This window comes from Paracoccus lutimaris (genome assembly GCF_003337565.1).
GTDB lineage: Bacteria > Pseudomonadota > Alphaproteobacteria > Rhodobacterales > Rhodobacteraceae > Paracoccus > Paracoccus lutimaris.
On the sequence record NZ_QPJL01000010.1, the window covers coordinates 111,215 to 128,865 of the forward strand.

The following is a 17,651-nucleotide window of genomic DNA, read 5'->3' on the forward strand; positions in this document are numbered from 1 at the left end:
GCCCGCCATGCCCATCCTGACCTATGCCACCCTGCTTGTCGCCATCGTGCTTGAGGTGATCGGCACCACCTTCCTGCAACGCAGCGAGCAGTTCACCCGGCTGGTGCCGACGCTGATGACCGGGCTGTGCTATGCGGCCTCGTTCTATTTCCTGTCGCTGGTGCTGCGCAGCATGCCCCTTGGCATCGCCTATGCGATCTGGAGCGGGCTGGGGATCGTTCTTGTATCCGTGATCGGGCTGGTCGTCTTTGGCCAGAAGCTGGATTTCGCGGCCACGCTGGGGCTGGGATTGATCGTCGCCGGTGTCGTCATCGTGAACCTGTTCTCGTCCAGCGTTTCGCATTGATTTCCGCACGCCCTTAAAAAGCCGTGTCCCGCCCTCTAGATAATGCGCAGAAGGAGGGCCGCGATGATCCGTTTCGACAACAGCTATGCCCGACTGCCGGAAGGCTTTTTCACCCGCACCGCGCCGACGCCGGTGCGCGACCCGCAGCTTGTCGCGCTGAACCGCCCGCTGGCGGAACGGCTGGGGCTGGATGCCGATTGGCTGACCGGACCCGAGGGGCTGGCCATGCTGGCCGGCAATACCCTGCCCGAGGGGGCCGAGCCCATCGCGCAAGCCTATGCCGGGCATCAGTTCGGCGGGTTCGTGCCGCAACTGGGCGATGGCCGCGCCGTGCTCTTGGGCGAGGTGGTGGCGCCGGACGGCGCGCGCTTTGATATCCAGTTGAAGGGCGCGGGACCGACGCCCTTTTCGCGGCGCGGCGACGGGCGGGCCTGGCTGGGTCCGGTCCTGCGCGAATATCTGGTCAGCGAATTCATGGCCGCATTCGGCATTCCGACCACGCGGGCGCTGGCCGCCGTCGCCACCGGCGAAAGGGTCATCCGCGAGACCCTGCTGCCCGGTGCCGTGCTGACCCGCGTGGCCGCCAGCCATATCCGCGTCGGCACCTTTGAATTCTATGCCGCGCGCGGCGACAAGGCGCGGCTGCAACTGCTGGCCGATCACGTCATCGCCCGGCACTATCCCGATGCCACGACCCCCGGCGATCTGTTGCAGCGCGTCGTCGATGCGCAGGCCGAAACCATCGCCGGCTGGATGGCGCTTGGCTTTATCCATGGGGTGATGAACACCGACAACATGTCGGTCTCGGGCGAGACCATCGATTACGGCCCCTGCGCCTTCATGGACGAGTTCCGGCCCGACAAGGTGTTTTCCTCAATCGACGCGACCGGGCGCTATGCCTGGAACGAACAGCCCAATATCGCCGTCTGGAACCTGGCGCAGCTGGCAAGCTGCCTTGTGCCCCTGATGGGCAATGACGATGCCGCCGTCGAAGAGGCCACGCGCATCGTCCACAGTTTCCCCGAGCGTTACCAGCGTGTCTGGCTGAGCCGCTTTGCCGCGAAGCTGGGAATTTCCGCCCCGCGCGCCGAAGATGAGGCGCTGATCCGCAGCCTTCTGGACCTGATGGCGCGCGAGCGGGCCGATTTCACCCGGACCTTCGCCGGGCTTTCGGATGGCAGCGCCCGGGACGAATTCACCGACCGCGCCGCGTTCGACGCATGGGCCACAGGCTGGCAGGACCGCATTGCAGCCCTGCCCGATGCGGCTGCCACCATGGCCCGCGCCAACCCGCGCCGCATCCCGCGAAACCACCGCATCGAGGAAGCGATCGAAGCGGCCCGCGAAGGTGATTACAAACCCTTCCAACGGCTTGACTCTGCGCTGCGCGCGCCGTTCGATGAACGGGCGGACTGGGCCGATCTGGCCCGCGCCCCACAACCGGACGAGATCGTGCGCCGCACCTTTTGCGGCACCTGACTAGCAAAGGGTCCCATGTCGAAACGCCCCGACAGCCTGCGACTGGCCAGCTATAACCTGCACAAATGTCGCGGCATGACGGGCCCCTATGCGCCCGAGCGTAATCTGAAGGTCATCGCCGAGATGGGCGCCGATGTCATCGCCCTGCAAGAGGTGGACTTTCGCCATGGCAGCCGCCCCGAGGCCCTGCCCCGGTCCCAGATCGAGGCCGCGACCGGTATGGTGCCGGCGGTCTTCAACGGCACCGGGCAGAATTCGCTGGGCTGGCACGGCCAGACGATCCTGCTGCGCCCCGAGCTGATGGCGCAGGCGCAGGTCCGCCGCCTGCCCTTGCCGGGGATCGAGCCGCGCGGCGCGCTGGCCCTGCGCCTGCCCGGGCTGACGCTGATCGCCATGCATCTGGGGCTGGCGCGGTCCTCGCGCCGGGCGCAGTTGCAGCGCATCGTCGCGCAGGCCGGACGGCTGGGCCATGACCGGCTGGTGCTGACCGGCGATTTCAACGAATGGCGCATCGATCGCGGCCTTGAGGCGCTGGAGCCTTTGCACATCATCGCCCCCGGCCCCAGCTGGCCCGCGCCCTTTCCACGCCTGCGCTATGACCGTTTCGCCGTCTCGCGCGGGATCGAGGTGCTGGGCAGCGGCGTCTGGGACAATGACTTTGCTCGGCAGGCCTCGGACCATCTGCCGGTCTGGGCCGATATCGCCTTTGAGCCGCGCTCGGCCGCGCCCGAGGCGGGAATTTCCGGCCGCATCGCCGACTATCCGGGCGAATGACGCTTTTACCCCCCGGCGAAGGCCGTTAAACATCAGCCAAGCATTGCCACCCACTCATTCTCACAAGAGGGACGGAGAACATGACGGCCATCATCGACATCTACGCGCGCGAGATCCTGGACAGCCGCGGCAACCCGACCGTCGAGGTCGACGTGACGCTGGAGGACGGCACCATGGGCCGCGCCGCCGTCCCCTCGGGCGCCTCGACCGGCGCGCATGAGGCGGTGGAAAAGCGTGACGGCGACAAGTCGCGCTATATGGGCAAGGGCGTTCTGGAGGCCGTCGCCGCCGTCAATGGCGAGATCGCCGAGAACCTGATCGGCGAGGACGTGACCGACCAGATCGGCATCGACCGGCTGATGATCGAACTGGACGGCACCCCGAACAAGGGCCGCCTTGGCGCCAATGCCATTCTGGGCGTGTCGCTGGCCGCCGCGAAAGCCGCCGCCGAGACCAGCGCGCAGCCGCTTTACCGCTATGTCGGCGGCACCAATGCCCGCATCCTGCCGGTGCCGATGATGAACATCATCAATGGCGGCGAACATGCCGACAACCCGATCGACATTCAGGAATTCATGATCATGCCGGTTTCCGCGGAAAACATCCGCGACGCCGTGCGCATGGGGTCCGAAGTCTTTCACACGCTGAAAAAGGAACTTTCGGCGGCGGGTCTGGCCACCGGCGTCGGCGATGAGGGCGGCTTTGCGCCGAACCTCTCCAGCACCCGCGACGCGCTGGATTTCATCCTGAAGGCGGTCGAAAAGGCCGGCTACAAGCCCGGCGACGACATCATGCTGGCGCTGGACTGCGCCTCGACCGAATATTTCAAGGGCGGCAAATACGAGATGAAGGGCGAGGGCAAGTCGCTGACTTCGGCCGAGAACGTCGCTTATCTGGCCGCGCTTTGCGACAGCTATCCGATCCTGTCGATCGAGGATGGCTGCGCCGAGGATGACTGGGAGGGCTGGCGGCTTCTGACCGAGACGCTGGGCGACCGCGTGCAGCTGGTCGGCGACGATCTGTTCGTGACCAACCCCGCGCGTCTGGCCGATGGCATCGCGCAGGGCTGCGCCAACAGCCTGCTGGTCAAGGTCAACCAGATCGGCACCCTGACCGAGACGCTGGACGCCGTGCGCATGGCCGACCGCGCCGGCTATACCTCGGTCATGTCGCACCGCTCGGGCGAAACCGAGGACGCCACCATCGCCGACCTCGCCGTTGCCACCAATTGCGGCCAGATCAAGACCGGCTCGCTGGCGCGTTCCGACCGGCTGGCGAAATACAACCAGCTGATCCGCATCGAGGAAATGCTGGGCGCCGCCGCCGAATATGCTGGCCGCTCGATCCTGCGCGGCTAAGTCCGGCACGCCGAAAGAACAGGAAAGCCCGCGCCGCAAGGCGCGGGCTTTTTCATTGGCGCAGGAAGGTTGTCGCGCCAAGCGCGGGCGAGAGCCCCGACCAAGCCCCCGCCCCTTGCGTTTCAAAAGCAAGAAACGGATCGCCGGTCGCCTGTCCGCCGTGGCAAATTCGCTGTCATGAATGAACGCAATGGCCTAGCCGGAGAAATACCCGTGTCCGCATCCCCATCGACCAGCCGGCCCATGACCCCGAAAGAATGGGCAATGCTGCTTGCCCTTGCCGTGGTCTGGGGCGGGTCGTTCTTTTTCAACAGCATCGCGTTGCGGGAGCTGCCGGTCTTTACCGTGGTCGTGTCGCGCGTGGTGCTGGCCGCGATCATCCTTGCGGTGGTCATGCGCCTGCGTGGCGAGAGGCTTCCACGGGGGCGCGGGGTCTGGACCGCATTCTTCGGCATGGGGCTTTTGAACAACGTGATCCCCTTTTCGCTGATCGTCGCCGGCCAGCAGCATATCGCCTCGGGGGTGGCGTCGATCCTGAACGCATCGACGCCGCTGTTCACCGTCGTCCTTGCGCATTTCCTGACCAATGACGAGCGCATGACCGGCGGAAAATTCGCCGGGGTGGTGATCGGCTTTCTTGGTGTCGCGGTGATGATTGGGGCGGACGCGTTGCGGCATCTGGGCGTCGGCGTCACGGCACAGGCGATGTGCGTCGCCGGGGCGGCCTCCTATGCCTTTGCGGGGATTTACGGGCGCCGGTTCCGCGCCATGGGGATCAGCCCGATGAGCACAGCGACCGGGCAGGTCATCGCGTCAAGCCTGATCATGCTGCCGCTGGTCATGGTGGTTGATCGGCCCTGGACGCTTGCCGCGCCCGGCATCTCCGCCATCGCCGCGCTGATCGGCGTGGCCGCGATTTCGACCGCGCTTGCCTATGTGCTTTACTTTCGCATTCTGGCGACGGCGGGGGCGACGAACCTGTTGCTGGTGACCTTCCTGATCCCGGTCAGCGCAATCCTTCTTGGCACGCTGTTTCTTGGCGAGGTTCTGCTGCCCCGCCAGATCGCGGGCATGGCGCTGATCGGCGCCGGGCTGGCGGCCATCGACGGAAGACCATGGCGGGCGATCCGAAACGCGCTGTCGCAACGGAAAGATGCGGCACAATAGGCGCGCATGAGGCGGGATATGGTGCCGCCGTCACTCCCACCAGCGCCCGGTCAGGGCCAGACGGCCAAGGGCAAAGCGCCGGGAAAACTCGGAAGCGGTGACGGCGACGGGCTTGCCCTCTGCCGCCATCGCCTTCAGCGCCGCGACATGGCCCATGCCGCGAAACAGCGCTGGCGCGGCGGTGCGCGGCAATTCGCGGCGGCCGGCACGGGCGCGCTCCAGCGCAGCAAGGCCACGCCGCGCCAGTTCGGAAATCAGCGCCGGATCGGGCCGCGCCAGTCCCAGCCGCAGCGCATCCAGTTCCGGCAGCGCCGCCAGCCATTGGGCCAGCCCGCAGCCAAGCGCCTGATCCTGCGCCACGTCCCGGCGATCCGGCACGCCGAGCGCCACCAGCGCATGACGCATCAGGGCGCCGGCGGTGGCGCGGATATAGGCCTCGACCTCACCCGCGTCGCCAAAGGGTTCGCGCTCGCAATCGCGCTGCCGCGCCTCGGCCAGATCGACCAGGGCCGCCGCATCCCGGCCCCAGGTCGCGACCAGGGATTCCAGCGGCTCATTGCCCGGCTCATTCCCACGGCCTATGGCCTCAAGCTGGTCGATCCACCAGCGCACGCGCATCATGGCGATCAGCGGCTCATTCGATTGCAGTGGCGCGCGGGCCAGATCGTGGCTCAGCGCGAAAAGCGTCCACAGCTTTTCGCGCGCCGGCTGCGGCGCGAGCAGGCTGGCGCCAAAACGGTCCGGCTCGGTTTCGCGCAGGCTTTCGGCGATCTCGGCCAGGCTCATGCCGGGGCCACCTTGTCGCGGATCAGCTTCCAGCGGATCGCATCGACCAGCGCCTCGAAGCTGGCATCGACGATGTTGGGCGAGACGCCGACCGTGGACCAGCGATGCCCGTGGCCATCGGCGCTGTCGATGATGACGCGGGTCGCGGCCTCGGTGCCGCCGCCGGTGATGCGGACGCGGAAATCGACCAGATGCATGTCGTCGATGGCCGACTGATAGGGCCCCAGATCCTTGGCCAGCGCCCGCCACAAAGCGTTGACCGGCCCCTGATCGTGCCCCTCGGCATCGACGCTTTCGCTGACCGACAGCATGCGCTGGCCGCCGATCTCGACGACCACCACCGCCTCGGAGACCGAGATGCGCTTGCCAAGCGCGTTCTTGCGCCGCTCGACGGTGACGCGGTAGCGCTCGACCGAGAAATAGTCCTGCATCTGGTCCAGTTCAGTGCGGGCCAGCAGCTCGAAGCTGGCCTGCGCGCCGTCATAGGCATAGCCCGCATCCTCGCGCGCCTTGACCAGATCAAGGATCCGCGCCAGCGCCGGATCGTCGCGCCCGACATCGATCCCCGCATCAGACAGGCGGGCGCGCAGGTTCGACTGCCCGGCCTGATTGGACATCGGGATGATGCGCTCATTGCCGACCAGCGCGGGGTCCACATGTTCATAGGTCGCCGGGTTTTTCAGAATGGCGCTGGCATGCAGCCCGGCCTTATGCGCAAAGGCCGAGGTCCCGACATAGGGCGCGCTGCGCAAGGGGGCACGGTTCAGGATCTCGTCCAGACGGCGCGAGATACGGGTCAGCCCCGCCAGAGCTTCGGAGCTGACACCGATGGCAAGCGTGCTGCGATAGGGTTCCTTCAGCAGCAGGGTCGGGATCAGACTGGTCAGGCTTGCATTGCCGCAGCGCTCGCCCAGACCGTTCAGCGTGCCCTGAATGTGACGCGCCCCCGCATCGACCGCCGCAAGCGTGCAGGCGACGGCATTGCCGGTATCGTCATGGCAGTGGATGCCCAGCCGGTCGCCCGGAATGCCGCCCGCGATCACCGCGCGTGTCACCTCGGCCACGCGTTTGGGCAAGGTGCCGCCATTGGTGTCGCACAAGACAACCCAACGCGCCCCTGCCGCAAGGGCCGTGCGCAGGCAGGTCAGCGCATAATCCGGGTCTTCGGCATAGCCGTCGAAGAAGTGCTCGGCGTCAAACAGCGCCTCGCGGCCGAGGGCGACCAGATGCGCGACCGAGGCGCGGATGTTTTCAAGGTTGTCATCCAGCGGGATGCCAAGCGCCTCGCGGACGTGAAAGGGGTGGGTCTTGCCGACCAGACAGACCGCGCCCGTGCCCGCATTCGTCACCGCCGCCAGCACGTCGTCATTCTCGGCCGAGCGGCCCGCGCGCTTGGTCATGCCGAATGCGGTCATGGTGGCGCGGGTTTTCGGCGCAGCGGCAAAGAAGTCGCTGTCGGTCGGATTGGCGCCGGGCCAGCCGCCTTCGATGTAGTCGACGCCGAGGGCATCCAGCATTTCGGCGATCTCGACCTTTTCGCTGGCCGAGAACTGCACGCCCTGTGTCTGCTGCCCGTCGCGCAGGGTGGTGTCGTAAAGATAAAGCCGATCCGTCACAGCAGCGTTCCCAGTTTCTGGGCATCGACGCGAGGGCCGGCGACCAGCTCGACGCCGGTCTTTGACATGCGCACCTCGATACCGGCCTCGGTCAGCGCCGATTTCAGCGCATCGAGCGCCGCATAGTCCTTGCTCTCCTGCGCCGCGATCCTGAGATCGGTCAGTTGCTGGGTCAATCCGGCCAGCACATCGGCCACCGGCACCGATACGCTGTCGATGGCCGCAAGATCCTGCGTCATCCACGCACCCATATCGGGGCGCAGCAGCCCCAGAAACCGCGCCGATGCCAGAAGCTTCGCCGGATCGTCCTTGAGCGTATATAGCACCGAAATCGCCCCCGCCGTGTTCAGGTCATCCGCCAGGGCCTCGATCACGCGCGGATCGGGCTCGGCGGCGGGTTCGACGCCCTTGGTCAGCACACGCCATTCCCACAGCGCATCCTCGGCCGCGCGGGCCTTTTCGTCGGTCCAGTCCATCGGCTTGCGGTAATGCGTGGACAGCAGGACAAAGCGGATCACCTCGCCCGGAACGCGCTTGTCCAGAAGGTCGCGGACGGTGAAGAAATTGCCAAGCGACTTGGCCATCTTCTTGCCTTCGACCTGCAGCATCTCATTGTGCAGCCAGACGCGGGCGAAATCGCCATGGGGATGGGCGCAGGCACTTTGCGCAATCTCATTCTCATGATGGGGGAATTGCAGGTCGATGCCGCCGGCATGGATATCAAAGCTTTCGCCCAAAAGCTCATAAGACATGGCCGAGCATTCGATATGCCAGCCCGGACGGCCCCGGCCCCAAGGACTGTCCCAGCCCGGCAATTCCGCATCCGAGGGCTTCCACAGCACGAAATCCATCGGGTCTTCCTTGAAGGGCGCGACCTCGACCCGGGCACCGGCGATCATGTCATCGACCGAACGCCCCGACAGCTTGCCGTAATCCTTGTAAGAGCGCACCCGAAACAGCGCATGGCCGTCGCGCGCATAGGCATGGCCATCCGCGATCAGCTTTTCGATCATGGTGATCATCTGGGCGATATAGTCGGTCGCGCGCGGCTCGTGATCGGGGCGCGCGGCGCCAAGCGCGTCCATGTCGGCGTGATACCAGCCGATGGTTTCCTGCGTCCGCTCGCGGATCAGATCCTCCAGCGTGCCGGGTGCGCCGGCCTGCTGCCGGGACAAAGCGGTCGCGTTGATCTTGTCATCGACATCGGTGAAGTTGCGCACATAGGTCACATGATCCACGCCGTAAACATGGCGCAGCAGGGCAACCAGAACGTCGATCACCACCACCGGGCGGGCATTGCCCAGATGCGCGCGGTCGTAGACGGTCGGGCCGCACAGATACAGCCGCACGTTCTGCGGGTCGATCGGGGCAAAAGCTTCCTTGCCGCGCGTCTTCGTGTTCGTCAGTCTGATCTCGACCATGACTTCCCCTTTGCGGGCGTCATCTGGTCACAAGAAACCGCCCGCCTGAAATTTCAGCCGGTAATGATGCAGCGGAGGGTGGCGGTTTTCACCTTCATGCGTTCCGCTTAACGCATTGTCTTGCCTCTGCCAAGAGAGGCTGCAAAACTGGCGTCATGAGCCGCGAACTGGTTAACGAAATGTGTGCCGCGCAGCCGGGGGCCGAATGGTCGGATCCCTGGGGCGGAGGGCATGATTGCTGGAAGGTCGGGGGCAAGATCTTTGCCCTGATCGGAGTTGAGGGCACGCATGTCGCGGTCAAGACCAGCGGCACAGAGATCGCCGAGCTGCTGATCCAGACCGGCGTCGCCGAACGCGCACCCTATCTGCATCGAAGCTGGGTGGCCCTGCCGCTGGACTCGGCCCCCGATGAGCTGGCGCATCGCGTGCGCCATTCCTATCGGCTGATCCGCGCCGCCCTGCCCAAGAAATTACAAGCCGAGCTGCCGCCGCTGTCGATGGTCGAGCGGCCCGCCGAATAGGCGCCTGCGGGACCGGCATCCGGCCCCGCAAGCCTGCGATCAGGACGGAACCTGCGCCGCGAGCTGTTGCAACAACGCGTCCATCTGCTTGCAAAGCGCATCCTCGGTGGTCTTCTGCTCGGTCGCGGCATCGGCCAGCGAACGTTCGACCCCCATGGCCGAAACGGTGCCTTCCTTGCCCTTGGCCTCGGCGGCGTCGCCCTTGGCGGTGTCGCCGGCCGGGATCATCGCCAGAAGCTTGGTTTGGGTCTCGACCGCCTTGCCGTCGATATGGCCCTTGTCCTGGCAATAGATCAGGACGCCCAGCTGGTTGCGCGCGCTTTCATAGGCGGCCCCCATATCCGCCGCGGGCGCGGCAGCCGGTGCTTCCGTGGTCGCGGCCGGGGCGGCAGGTGCCGCGGGCGTCGCTTCTTGCGCGAATGCGGCAGCGGCGGTCAGGCCCGAAAGCGCGAATGCGGTCAGGAAAGCGGAACGTGTGATCATATCGATCTCCGTTGGTTAACAAAACACGGGGACTGTGGCACGGGGCGCGGCATGCCGCAAATCGCTTCGGCGAAATGCCGCCCCGGCCCGGAGAGGGTCAGCGGAAAAGCACCAGCGACCCGGGCGACCAACTCACATTGGCGCGTGCACCAACCTCTTGCACCTCGCGGCCAAAGACGTTGCGCATGGCAATGCGGATCGGGCGGACCTTGGCCCCGAACCCGTCCGAGCCGTCCAGCCGCACGTCGTAATAGGTCATGTCGCCGTAATAGACGACCTCGTCGATGGTGCCCTCGGTCACGCGGGACTGGGTGGGCGCGCCGGTGCTGACGATCGAGACCGCCTCGGGGCGGAAGCCGACGGTCGGCCCTTCGTCATCGGGATTGGCGCGGCTGATATTGGCGGCCGGGATCTCGACCCGGCCGAAACCGGGCAGATCGACCTCGACCCCGTTCGGAGTGTCGCCGATGATGCGGGTGGGCAGGAAGTTCATCACCCCGATGAAATCGGCGACGCGGCGGCTGGCCGGGCGGGCATAAAGCGCCTCGGGGCCGTCAAGCTGGGCGATCTGGCCCTCGAACATGACGGCGATGCGGTCGGACATGACCAGCGCCTCTTCCTGATCATGGGTCACCAGAACGAAGGTGATGCCGACCTGACGTTGCAGCTTGATCAGTTCGACCTGCATCTGCTCGCGCATCTTGCGGTCCAGCGCCGACAAGGGCTCGTCCAGAAGCAGCACCTTGGGTTTCAGGATCAGCGCCCGGGCCAGCGCGACCCGCTGGCGCTGACCGCCCGACAGGGCGTGGCTGGCGCGCGCGCCATAGCCTTTCAGCCCGACCATGGCCAGCGCCTCTTCGACGGCGGCGGCTTTCTCGGCGCGCGAGCGCGGATCGCGGCGCAGGCCAAAGCCGACATTCTCGGCCACGGTCAGATGCGGAAAGATCGCATAGGACTGAAAGACCATATTGGTCGGACGGTGGTTCGCGGCCACCCCGGCCATGTCCTTGTTGTCGATCAGCACCACGCCCGAGGTGATGTCCTCAAACCCCGCGATGGTGCGCAACAGCGTGGTCTTGCCGCAGCCGGACGGACCCAGCAGCGAAAAGAACTCGCCCGCGCGGATGGTCAGGTCGATGCCGCGCAGCGCGTGATAATCGCCGTAATACTTGTGCACCTCGCGGCACTCGATCATCGGCTTTGCGGCTTCCAGCCGGTCATAGCGGGATGGGGTCACAGGAAGCCTCCGGTATTATTGGCGCCGGTCCGGGCATTGCCGCGACGACGGAAATATTCAGCGAAAGTCAGCAGGATGATCGACATGACCACCAGCACCGTCCCCAGCGCCATGATCGTCGGCGTCTGCTTGGGAAAGCGCAACTGGCTGAAGATATACGTGGGCAAGGTCGGCTCGTTCCCGGCCAGGAAGAAGGCGATGATGAATTCGTCAAGGCTGATGGTAAAGCTCATCAGCAGGGACGAGATCACGCCCGGCATCACCAGAGGCAGGATGACCAGCCGAAATGCGCTCCATTTCGTTTCGCCCAGGTCGTAGGCGGCCTCCTCCAGCGAGCGGTCAAGCGAGTTGAAGGCCGTGGTCAGGATCACCGTCGCATAGGGCATGCAGATCAGCGTATGGCCGATGATCACGGTGAAGATGTTCAGCGTGATGCCCATCGACAGCAGCACCACTAGAAGCGAGATCGAGACGATGATCTCGGGCAGGACCAGGGGCAGCATGATCAGCCCCATCATCGGCCCCTTGCCCGGGAACTCGAACCGGGTCGAGGCGCGGGCGGCGAATATCCCCAGACAGGTCGCAAAGACCGAGGACGAGACCGCGATGATCAGCGAATTCATCACCGCCCGGCGCAGCGTCGCGTTCTCGAAGGCCTGCACGAACCACTGGGTGGTGAAGCCTTTCAGCGGAAAGGAAATCACCGTGCCATTGTTGAAGGCAAAGATCGGCAAGAGCAGGATCGGCGCGTAGAGAAACAGCAGATAGCACAGCGCATAGACATGCAGACCCCGACCCTTCATTGCCGCACCTTCAGGAAACGCCGGTTCAGGGCGACGAAAATCAGGCTGAGGATGGCGACGATCAGCATGGCGGTGACCGCCAGGGCCGAGCCCATCGGCCGGTTGTCCAGATCCAGCATCTGCGCCTGGATCATGTTGGCGATCATCGGGATCTTGCCGCCGCCGATCAGCGTCGGCGTGACATAGTCGCCAATGGTCGGGATGAAGACGATCAGCGAGGCCGCGACCACGCCCGGCATCGCCAAAGGCAGCGTCACCCGCCAGAAGGTCATCGCCCGGCTTTCGCCCAGATCCCGCCCGGCCTCCAGAAGCGAGCGGTCGATCTTTTCCAGCGCGATGAAGATCGGCAGGATCGCGAAGGGCGCATAGGCATGCGCCAGCGTGATGACGATCGAGTTCACGTTATACAGGATGAAGGTCAGCGGCTCTTCGATGATGCCCAGCGATTTCAGGCCCGAATTGATGACACCGTTATAGCCCAGGATCACCTTCCACAGGAACACCCGCACCAGATAGCTGGTCCAGAAGGGAATGGTGATCAGAAACAGCCACATGCCCTTGCGCTGCGGCGAGACGGCAAAGCTGAGGAAATAGGCCACCGGGAATGCCAGCCCCACCGTGACCAGCGTCACCAGCGCCGCCACCCCCAGAGACCGCAGCATGATCTTGTGAAAGATCGGGTCACCCCAGACCGCGACATAGTTTTCCAGCGTGAATTCGCGGATGATGGTCAGGTAGCCATCCTTGAAAAAGGAATAGGCCAGAATGGTCAGCAGGGGCGCCATCAGCACCAGCAGCGCATAGCCAAAGGGCGGCGCGATCAGGCTATAGCCCTGCACCGCCTGCGATCGGTTTCCTGATGCCATCCCTGTCCCGCGCCTGAAACTGCGTGCTTTTCTGTCGCCAAGCTTTCATATCCGCGCGACAAGGGGAAGTGTTTTTCGGCACCTCTGACGGCGGGGCAGCGGACCGGCCCAGACCGCGCGGCAGGGACATGATCGGACCGGCCCCGCGCTATTCTGCGGCCTCGCTGGAGGCATCGGGGTCTTCGGGCGCAGTCAATGCTTCAACGCCGTCATGATCGACCTCAAGCCGCTTTTGCGTGCGCGCGCCCAGTTCGCGCAGCATCTCGGCCTGGCGGATGACATTGCCGGGGCCGCGGGTCAGGCGGTCCATGGCGGTGGCGTGGCTTTTCTGCGCGCGGTCCAGCGCCAGCCCCACATCCTCGATGGCCGAAACGAAGCCGTGCAGCTTGTCGTAAAGCTGGCCCGCGCGGCTGGCGATGACCATGGCGTTCGACTCGCGCCGCTCGACCGTCCAGATGTGATCGACGGTGCGCAGGGTCAGCATCAGGGTCGTGGGCGTCGCCAGCCCGACGCGGTTTTCCATCGCATGCCGCGCAAGGTCCGGATCGACGCGCAGCGCCTCGGAAAACGCGCCTTCGATGGGGATGAACATCAGCACATAATCGACCGAGCCCTCGTCCAGCGCCTGGTAGCCCTTGGCGGCAAGCTGGGCGACATGGGTGCGGATCGCGGCGACATGGCGGCGCAGGGCGGCGTCGCGGGTCGGGCCGTCCTCGGCATTCACCGCCTCTTCATAGGCGTTCAGCGACACCTTGCTGTCGATCACCAACAGCTTGCGCTGCGGCATCTTGACGATCACGTCGGGCCGCCAGCGCCGGCCCTCGGCGTCGCGCTGGCTGGATTGCACCTCGTAATGGGTGCCGGCGATCAGGCCCGAATCCTCAAGGATGCGTTCAAGGATCATCTCGCCCCAGGCACCGCGCTTCTGGCTGTCGCCCTTGAGCGCGCGGGTCAGCGCCACCGCCTCGCGCGAGATATCCTCGGAACGCTTGTGCAGATATTCGATCTGCTCGCGCAGCCGCGCGCCCTCTTCGTCCAGAACCTTGTTGCGGCTTTGCAATTCGGTCTGAAAGCGGTGGACCTGATCGCGGAACGGGTTCAGCAGCGCGTGCAGTTGTTCGCCATGGGCCTTTTGCATCTCGGCGCCCTGCGATTTCAGCGTCTCATTGGCCATCAGGCGGAACTGGCCGGTCATTTCCTCGCGCAGCTGGCGCAGGGTCTCGATGTCGCGGGCGGCGGTCTCGCGGTCCTTGTCGGCAGCCAGCCGGGTCTCGGCCAGCTCACGCTCAAGCCGCGAAACGGACTGGCGTTCGCGGTGCAGAGCGTCGGTCAGCCCGTCACGTTCCTCAAGCAGTTCGGCCAGCCGGGCCTCGCGCGTGTCCAACCGCACATCCAGCTGGCCAGCGCGCAGGGCCTGTTCGCGGGCGGTCTGCGCCTCGGCGCGCAATTGCGGCTCAAGCTCGGCGATGCGTTCGGCGCGGCGGGCCAGTTCGTCGGTCTGGCGTCGCCCCTCGGCCTGCAGCCAGTCCAGATCGGCGCGCAGGGCGCCCTCGCGCCGGCGCTGGAACCAATAGACCAGCAGCATGACGATCAGCCCGGCCGCCGTCACGGCGAAGGCATTCTGCATCGTCGAAAGATCGCCTGTCCACGCCTCAAGGCGCGTGGCCCAGTTTTCGGGCATTGCTCACCTGCCTGTTCTATACCGGCCAATGTTTCCCTTTTGTACCGATTTTGCAAGCCCTGAGGGCAACGAAACGCAACAGCCCGCGGCGAAAACGGGGCCTCAAGGACGCCCTGTAGTTGCATATTTCGCTGGATCCGCCCGGAACATCGCCCGGCGCTCGGCCAAGAGGTCAACGTTCTGGAGTGTATGAATTTCCGCGACTGTATATAGAAAATATCTAATTTATTTACATAACATATTGATTATTATTATATCATAACGAAGAAGATGGCCGCACCCCTTCACCAGCATCGCAAAACCTCTTCCATCATGCCGGAACGCGGCCTAGCTTTTCAGAACCATCGCAAACAGGAGATCTCGCATGGCCAAGACCGTCGCTGTGATGATCGGATCGCTTCGCAAGGAATCGATCAACCGGAAATACACCAAAGCTCTGGAGAAACTGGCCGGAGACCGCCTGCAGTTCCATGAGCTGCATATCGGCGACCTGCCCCATTACAACGACGATCTGTGGGACAACATCCCCGAGGCGGTGGCCCGGTTCAAGGATCGGCTGAACAATTCCGACGCGGTGCTGGCGATCACGCCGGAATATAACCGCAGCTATCCGGGCGTGATCAAGAATGCCATCGACTGGGGCACACGGCCCTATGGCCAGAACAGCTGGGCGGCCAAGCCCGCCACCGTCACCGGCACCTCGCCGGGCGCGGTCGGCACGGCGGTCGCGCAGGCGCATCTGCGCAGCGACCTGATCTCGGTCGGGGCCATCGTGATGACCATGCCCGAGGCCTATATCCAGTGGAAACCCGACGCCTATGCCCCCGATGGCAGCGTCACCGACGAGTCGACCCGGAATTTCCTGCAGGGCTTTGTCGACCGCTTCATCGCCTGGATCGACAAGCACGGCTGAGCGCCGCAGGGACGAAACGAAAAAGGGCCGCGCGGTTTCGCGCGGCCCTTTGAACTCGCGGGCGCCCTACCCTTACTGGTCGAGGAAGCTGCGCAGCTTGCGCGAGCGCGAGGGGTGCTTGAGCTTGCGCAGCGCCTTGGCCTCGATCTGACGGATGCGTTCGCGGGTGACGCTGAACTGCTGGCCGACCTCTTCCAGCGTGTGGTCGGTGTTCATGCCGATGCCGAAGCGCATGCGCAGAACCCGTTCCTCGCGCGGGGTGAGACTGGCCAGAACCCGGGTCGTGGTTTCCTTGAGGTTTTCCTGAATGGCCGAATCCAGCGGCAGGACGGCATTCTTGTCCTCGATGAAATCGCCAAGCTGGCTGTCCTCCTCGTCCCCGATCGGGGTTTCGAGGCTGATCGGCTCCTTGGCGATCTTCATCACCTTGCGGACCTTTTCCAGCGGCATCTGCAGCTTTTCGGCCAGTTCTTCCGGCGTCGGCTCGCGGCCGATCTCGTGCAGCATCTGGCGGCCGGTGCGGACCAGCTTGTTGATCGTCTCGATCATGTGGACCGGGATACGGATCGTGCGGGCCTGATCGGCGATGCTTCGCGTGATCGCCTGACGGATCCACCAGGTCGCATAGGTCGAGAACTTGTAGCCGCGACGATACTCGAACTTGTCGACGGCCTTCATCAGACCGATATTGCCTTCCTGAATAAGATCAAGGAATTGCAAGCCACGGTTCGTGTATTTCTTGGCGATCGAGATCACCAGACGCAGGTTCGCCTCGACCATTTCCTTCTTGGCCTGACGCGATTCCTTTTCGCCGCGCTGGACCTGGTTCACGATGCGGCGGAATTCCTCGATATCGACGCCGACATGCTGACCGACCATGGCCATTTCGCCGCGCAGACCTTCGACCTGCGGGCGCGATTTCTCAAACAGCGACTGCCAGCCGCGGCCCTTGTTCTCGGCCATGCGATCGACCCAGGTCGGGTCGAGTTCAGCACCGCGATAGACGTCGATGAATTCGCGGCGGTTGATGCGGGCGGCATCGGCCAGCTTCACCATGCCCGAGTCGATGGTCACGATGCGGCGGTTGATGCCATAGATCTGGTCAACCAGCGCCTCGATGCGGTTGTTGTGTAGATGCAGCTCGTTGACCAGCCCGACGATGCGCGAGCGCAGCACCTGATAGGCCAGCTCGTCGGTGGCCGAGAAGGTGCCGTCCTCGTTCAGGGTCGCGGACATGCGGTTGTCCTGCATATGCGCCAGTTCTTCATAGCCCTGCGCAATCGATTCCAGCGTTTCCAGAACCTTCGGCTTGAGGCTGGCCTCCATCGCCGCCAGCGACAGGTTCTGGCCGTCGTCATCCTCGTCGTCTTCATCGCCGCGCGACATCGGATTGCCGTCGGCGTCCAGCTCTTCCTGGTCCTGACCGCCGCCCGAAGACGTGGCCGGACGCGCGCTATCGGTGTCCAGCACCACCTCGTCATCGCCCTCGTCGTCCATCGAGCGGCCGAAGGTGGTTTCAAGGTCGATCACGTCGCGCAAGAGGATGTCTTCGTCCAGAAGCTCCTGACGCCACATGGTGATGGCCTTGAAGGTCAGCGGGCTTTCGCACAGGCCGGCGATCATGGTGTTGCGGCCGGCCTCGATGCGCTTGGCGATGGCGATCTCGCCCTCGCGCGAAAGCAGCTCGACCGAGCCCATCTCGCGCAGATACATGCGCACCGGGTCGTCGGTGCGGTCCAGCTTTTCGGTTTCGGTCGCGGCGACCGCGATCTCGCGCGAGCCGGAACCGGTCGCGACGATCTCGCCGCCCTGTTCGCCCTCTTCCGCCTCTTCGTCGCTTTCGACCACGCGGATGTCCATTTCGGACAGCATGGACATCACGTCCTCGATCTGGTCCGAGCTGACCTGTTCGGGCGGCAGGACGGCATTGAGCTGGTCATAGGTGATGAAGCCACGCTCACGCCCTTCGGCGATCATGCGTTTGACCGCAGCCTGCGACATGTCCAGCGAATGATCGTCATCCTTGGTGTCGGGCTTCTGGTCGTCGTCGTTGGCTGCCATGCTGGTTCCCTTGAAGCGGTGATTCGCAATTGGGCGAATCGGGATCGGGTTTGGGTTCGGTTCTAGCCGAATCACGGGCCGATTCATAGCCCATGACGGTCGGCGGAGCCGAGTGATTCGGCGCGGGTGATTCGCGCCC

The 17,651-nt window shown here is 64.7% G+C and carries 16 protein-coding genes; 7 read left to right on the top strand and 9 right to left on the bottom strand.

What is annotated here, in order from left to right; translation table 11 throughout:
* The first annotated feature begins 7 nt into the window (after positions 1 to 7).
* The 5 genes from DFP89_RS10970 (at position 8) to DFP89_RS10990 (ending at position 5,124) form a co-directional block, all read left to right on the top strand.
* Positions 8 to 346, top strand: a complete 339-nt coding sequence (locus tag DFP89_RS10970) for a DMT family transporter (protein ID WP_114349428.1) — start codon at positions 8 to 10, stop codon at positions 344 to 346.
* Positions 347 to 409: 63 nt separating this feature from the next.
* Positions 410 to 1,825 (top strand): protein adenylyltransferase SelO, encoded by a 1,416-nt coding sequence (locus tag DFP89_RS10975; protein ID WP_114349429.1) that lies wholly within the window; start codon positions 410 to 412, stop codon positions 1,823 to 1,825.
* Positions 1,826 to 1,840: 15 nt separating this feature from the next.
* A complete protein-coding gene (locus tag DFP89_RS10980; RefSeq protein ID WP_114349430.1) occupies positions 1,841 to 2,599 on the top strand; it encodes an endonuclease/exonuclease/phosphatase family protein in 759 nt (252 codons plus the stop codon).
* 80 nt (positions 2,600 to 2,679) lie between these two features.
* The gene (gene eno / locus DFP89_RS10985; protein WP_114349431.1) at positions 2,680 to 3,957 is read left to right on the top strand and encodes a phosphopyruvate hydratase; all 1,278 of its coding nucleotides are present in this window, start codon (positions 2,680 to 2,682) and stop codon (positions 3,955 to 3,957) included.
* Positions 3,958 to 4,221: 264 nt separating this feature from the next.
* A complete protein-coding gene (locus tag DFP89_RS10990) occupies positions 4,222 to 5,124 on the top strand; it encodes a DMT family transporter (RefSeq protein WP_245948661.1) in 903 nt (300 codons plus the stop codon).
* 30 nt (positions 5,125 to 5,154) lie between these two features.
* Here DFP89_RS10990 and DFP89_RS10995 read toward each other — a convergent pair whose 3' ends face one another.
* Genes DFP89_RS10995 through cysS form a run of 3 tightly spaced genes read right to left on the bottom strand, consistent with a single transcriptional unit; the run spans position 5,155 to position 8,947 of the window.
* Positions 5,155 to 5,910 carry a squalene/phytoene synthase family protein gene (locus DFP89_RS10995; protein WP_114349433.1) on the bottom strand — a complete coding sequence of 252 codons (756 nt, stop codon included), beginning with the start codon at positions 5,908 to 5,910 and terminating at the stop codon, positions 5,155 to 5,157.
* On the bottom strand, positions 5,907 to 7,526 hold the full coding sequence (cimA, locus tag DFP89_RS11000) for a citramalate synthase (RefSeq protein ID WP_114349434.1): 1,620 nt from the start codon (positions 7,524 to 7,526) through the stop codon (positions 5,907 to 5,909). Before cimA ends, DFP89_RS10995 begins: the two co-directional genes overlap by 4 nt.
* Positions 7,523 to 8,947: a cysteine--tRNA ligase gene (cysS, locus tag DFP89_RS11005; protein WP_114349435.1), complete on the bottom strand. Its 1,425-nt coding sequence runs from the start codon at positions 8,945 to 8,947 to the stop codon at positions 7,523 to 7,525. The genes cimA and cysS overlap by 4 nt, the downstream gene beginning before the upstream one ends.
* 155 nt (positions 8,948 to 9,102) lie before the next feature.
* Here cysS and DFP89_RS11010 point away from each other — a divergent pair, with 155 nt between their 5' ends.
* Positions 9,103 to 9,468 carry an MmcQ/YjbR family DNA-binding protein gene (locus DFP89_RS11010; protein ID WP_114349436.1) on the top strand — a complete coding sequence of 122 codons (366 nt, stop codon included), beginning with the start codon at positions 9,103 to 9,105 and terminating at the stop codon, positions 9,466 to 9,468.
* A 39-nt stretch (positions 9,469 to 9,507) separates the two neighbouring features.
* Here DFP89_RS11010 and DFP89_RS11015 read toward each other — a convergent pair whose 3' ends face one another.
* The 5 genes from DFP89_RS11015 to DFP89_RS11035 form a co-directional block, all read right to left on the bottom strand.
* A complete protein-coding gene (locus DFP89_RS11015; protein WP_114349437.1) occupies positions 9,508 to 9,951 on the bottom strand; it encodes a pore-forming ESAT-6 family protein in 444 nt (147 codons plus the stop codon).
* Positions 9,952 to 10,048: 97 nt separating this feature from the next.
* Positions 10,049 to 11,146 carry an ABC transporter ATP-binding protein gene (locus tag DFP89_RS11020; RefSeq protein ID WP_114349481.1) on the bottom strand — a complete coding sequence of 366 codons (1,098 nt, stop codon included), beginning with the start codon at positions 11,144 to 11,146 and terminating at the stop codon, positions 10,049 to 10,051.
* 38 nt (positions 11,147 to 11,184) lie between these two features.
* Positions 11,185 to 11,991, bottom strand: coding sequence for an ABC transporter permease (locus tag DFP89_RS11025; protein WP_114349438.1), 807 nt, complete (start codon positions 11,989 to 11,991; stop codon positions 11,185 to 11,187).
* The gene (locus tag DFP89_RS11030) at positions 11,988 to 12,857 is read right to left on the bottom strand and encodes an ABC transporter permease (RefSeq protein WP_114349439.1); all 870 of its coding nucleotides are present in this window, start codon (positions 12,855 to 12,857) and stop codon (positions 11,988 to 11,990) included. The genes DFP89_RS11025 and DFP89_RS11030 overlap by 4 nt, the downstream gene beginning before the upstream one ends.
* 148 nt (positions 12,858 to 13,005) lie before the next feature.
* The gene (locus DFP89_RS11035; RefSeq protein ID WP_114349440.1) at positions 13,006 to 14,538 is read right to left on the bottom strand and encodes a DNA recombination protein RmuC; all 1,533 of its coding nucleotides are present in this window, start codon (positions 14,536 to 14,538) and stop codon (positions 13,006 to 13,008) included.
* 364 nt (positions 14,539 to 14,902) lie between these two features.
* Here DFP89_RS11035 and DFP89_RS11040 point away from each other — a divergent pair, with 364 nt between their 5' ends.
* Positions 14,903 to 15,451 carry an NADPH-dependent FMN reductase gene (locus DFP89_RS11040; protein WP_114349441.1) on the top strand — a complete coding sequence of 183 codons (549 nt, stop codon included), beginning with the start codon at positions 14,903 to 14,905 and terminating at the stop codon, positions 15,449 to 15,451.
* Between the two features lie 72 nt (positions 15,452 to 15,523).
* On the opposite strand, the gene rpoD is transcribed toward DFP89_RS11040, so the two are convergent.
* Positions 15,524 to 17,512, bottom strand: a complete 1,989-nt coding sequence (gene rpoD / locus DFP89_RS11045; RefSeq protein ID WP_114349442.1) for an RNA polymerase sigma factor RpoD — start codon at positions 17,510 to 17,512, stop codon at positions 15,524 to 15,526.
* Positions 17,513 to 17,651 lie beyond the last annotated feature (139 nt).

What these genes read in the sequence shown, in the direction of transcription:
- DFP89_RS11015 (WP_114349437.1), bottom strand. Translation starts at nt 9,951, where the DNA reads ATGATCACACGTTCCGCTTTCCTGACCGCATTCGCGCTTTCGGGCCTG.
- DFP89_RS11035 (WP_114349440.1), bottom strand. Translation starts at nt 14,538, where the DNA reads ATGCCCGAAAACTGGGCCACGCGCCTTGAGGCGTGGACAGGCGATCTT.
- DFP89_RS11020 (WP_114349481.1), bottom strand. Translation starts at nt 11,146, where the DNA reads ATGATCGAGTGCCGCGAGGTGCACAAGTATTACGGCGATTATCACGCG.
- DFP89_RS10990 (WP_245948661.1), top strand. Translation starts at nt 4,222, where the DNA reads ATGCTGCTTGCCCTTGCCGTGGTCTGGGGCGGGTCGTTCTTTTTCAAC.
- DFP89_RS10975 (WP_114349429.1), top strand. Translation starts at nt 410, where the DNA reads ATGATCCGTTTCGACAACAGCTATGCCCGACTGCCGGAAGGCTTTTTC.
- cysS (WP_114349435.1), bottom strand. Translation starts at nt 8,947, where the DNA reads ATGGTCGAGATCAGACTGACGAACACGAAGACGCGCGGCAAGGAAGCT.
- DFP89_RS11030 (WP_114349439.1), bottom strand. Translation starts at nt 12,857, where the DNA reads ATGGCATCAGGAAACCGATCGCAGGCGGTGCAGGGCTATAGCCTGATC.
- rpoD (WP_114349442.1), bottom strand. Translation starts at nt 17,512, where the DNA reads ATGGCAGCCAACGACGACGACCAGAAGCCCGACACCAAGGATGACGAT.
- DFP89_RS11040 (WP_114349441.1), top strand. Translation starts at nt 14,903, where the DNA reads ATGGCCAAGACCGTCGCTGTGATGATCGGATCGCTTCGCAAGGAATCG.
- DFP89_RS10995 (WP_114349433.1), bottom strand. Translation starts at nt 5,910, where the DNA reads ATGAGCCTGGCCGAGATCGCCGAAAGCCTGCGCGAAACCGAGCCGGAC.
- eno (WP_114349431.1), top strand. Translation starts at nt 2,680, where the DNA reads ATGACGGCCATCATCGACATCTACGCGCGCGAGATCCTGGACAGCCGC.
- DFP89_RS11025 (WP_114349438.1), bottom strand. Translation starts at nt 11,991, where the DNA reads ATGAAGGGTCGGGGTCTGCATGTCTATGCGCTGTGCTATCTGCTGTTT.
- DFP89_RS10980 (WP_114349430.1), top strand. Translation starts at nt 1,841, where the DNA reads ATGTCGAAACGCCCCGACAGCCTGCGACTGGCCAGCTATAACCTGCAC.
- DFP89_RS10970 (WP_114349428.1), top strand. Translation starts at nt 8, where the DNA reads ATGCCCATCCTGACCTATGCCACCCTGCTTGTCGCCATCGTGCTTGAG.
- DFP89_RS11010 (WP_114349436.1), top strand. Translation starts at nt 9,103, where the DNA reads ATGAGCCGCGAACTGGTTAACGAAATGTGTGCCGCGCAGCCGGGGGCC.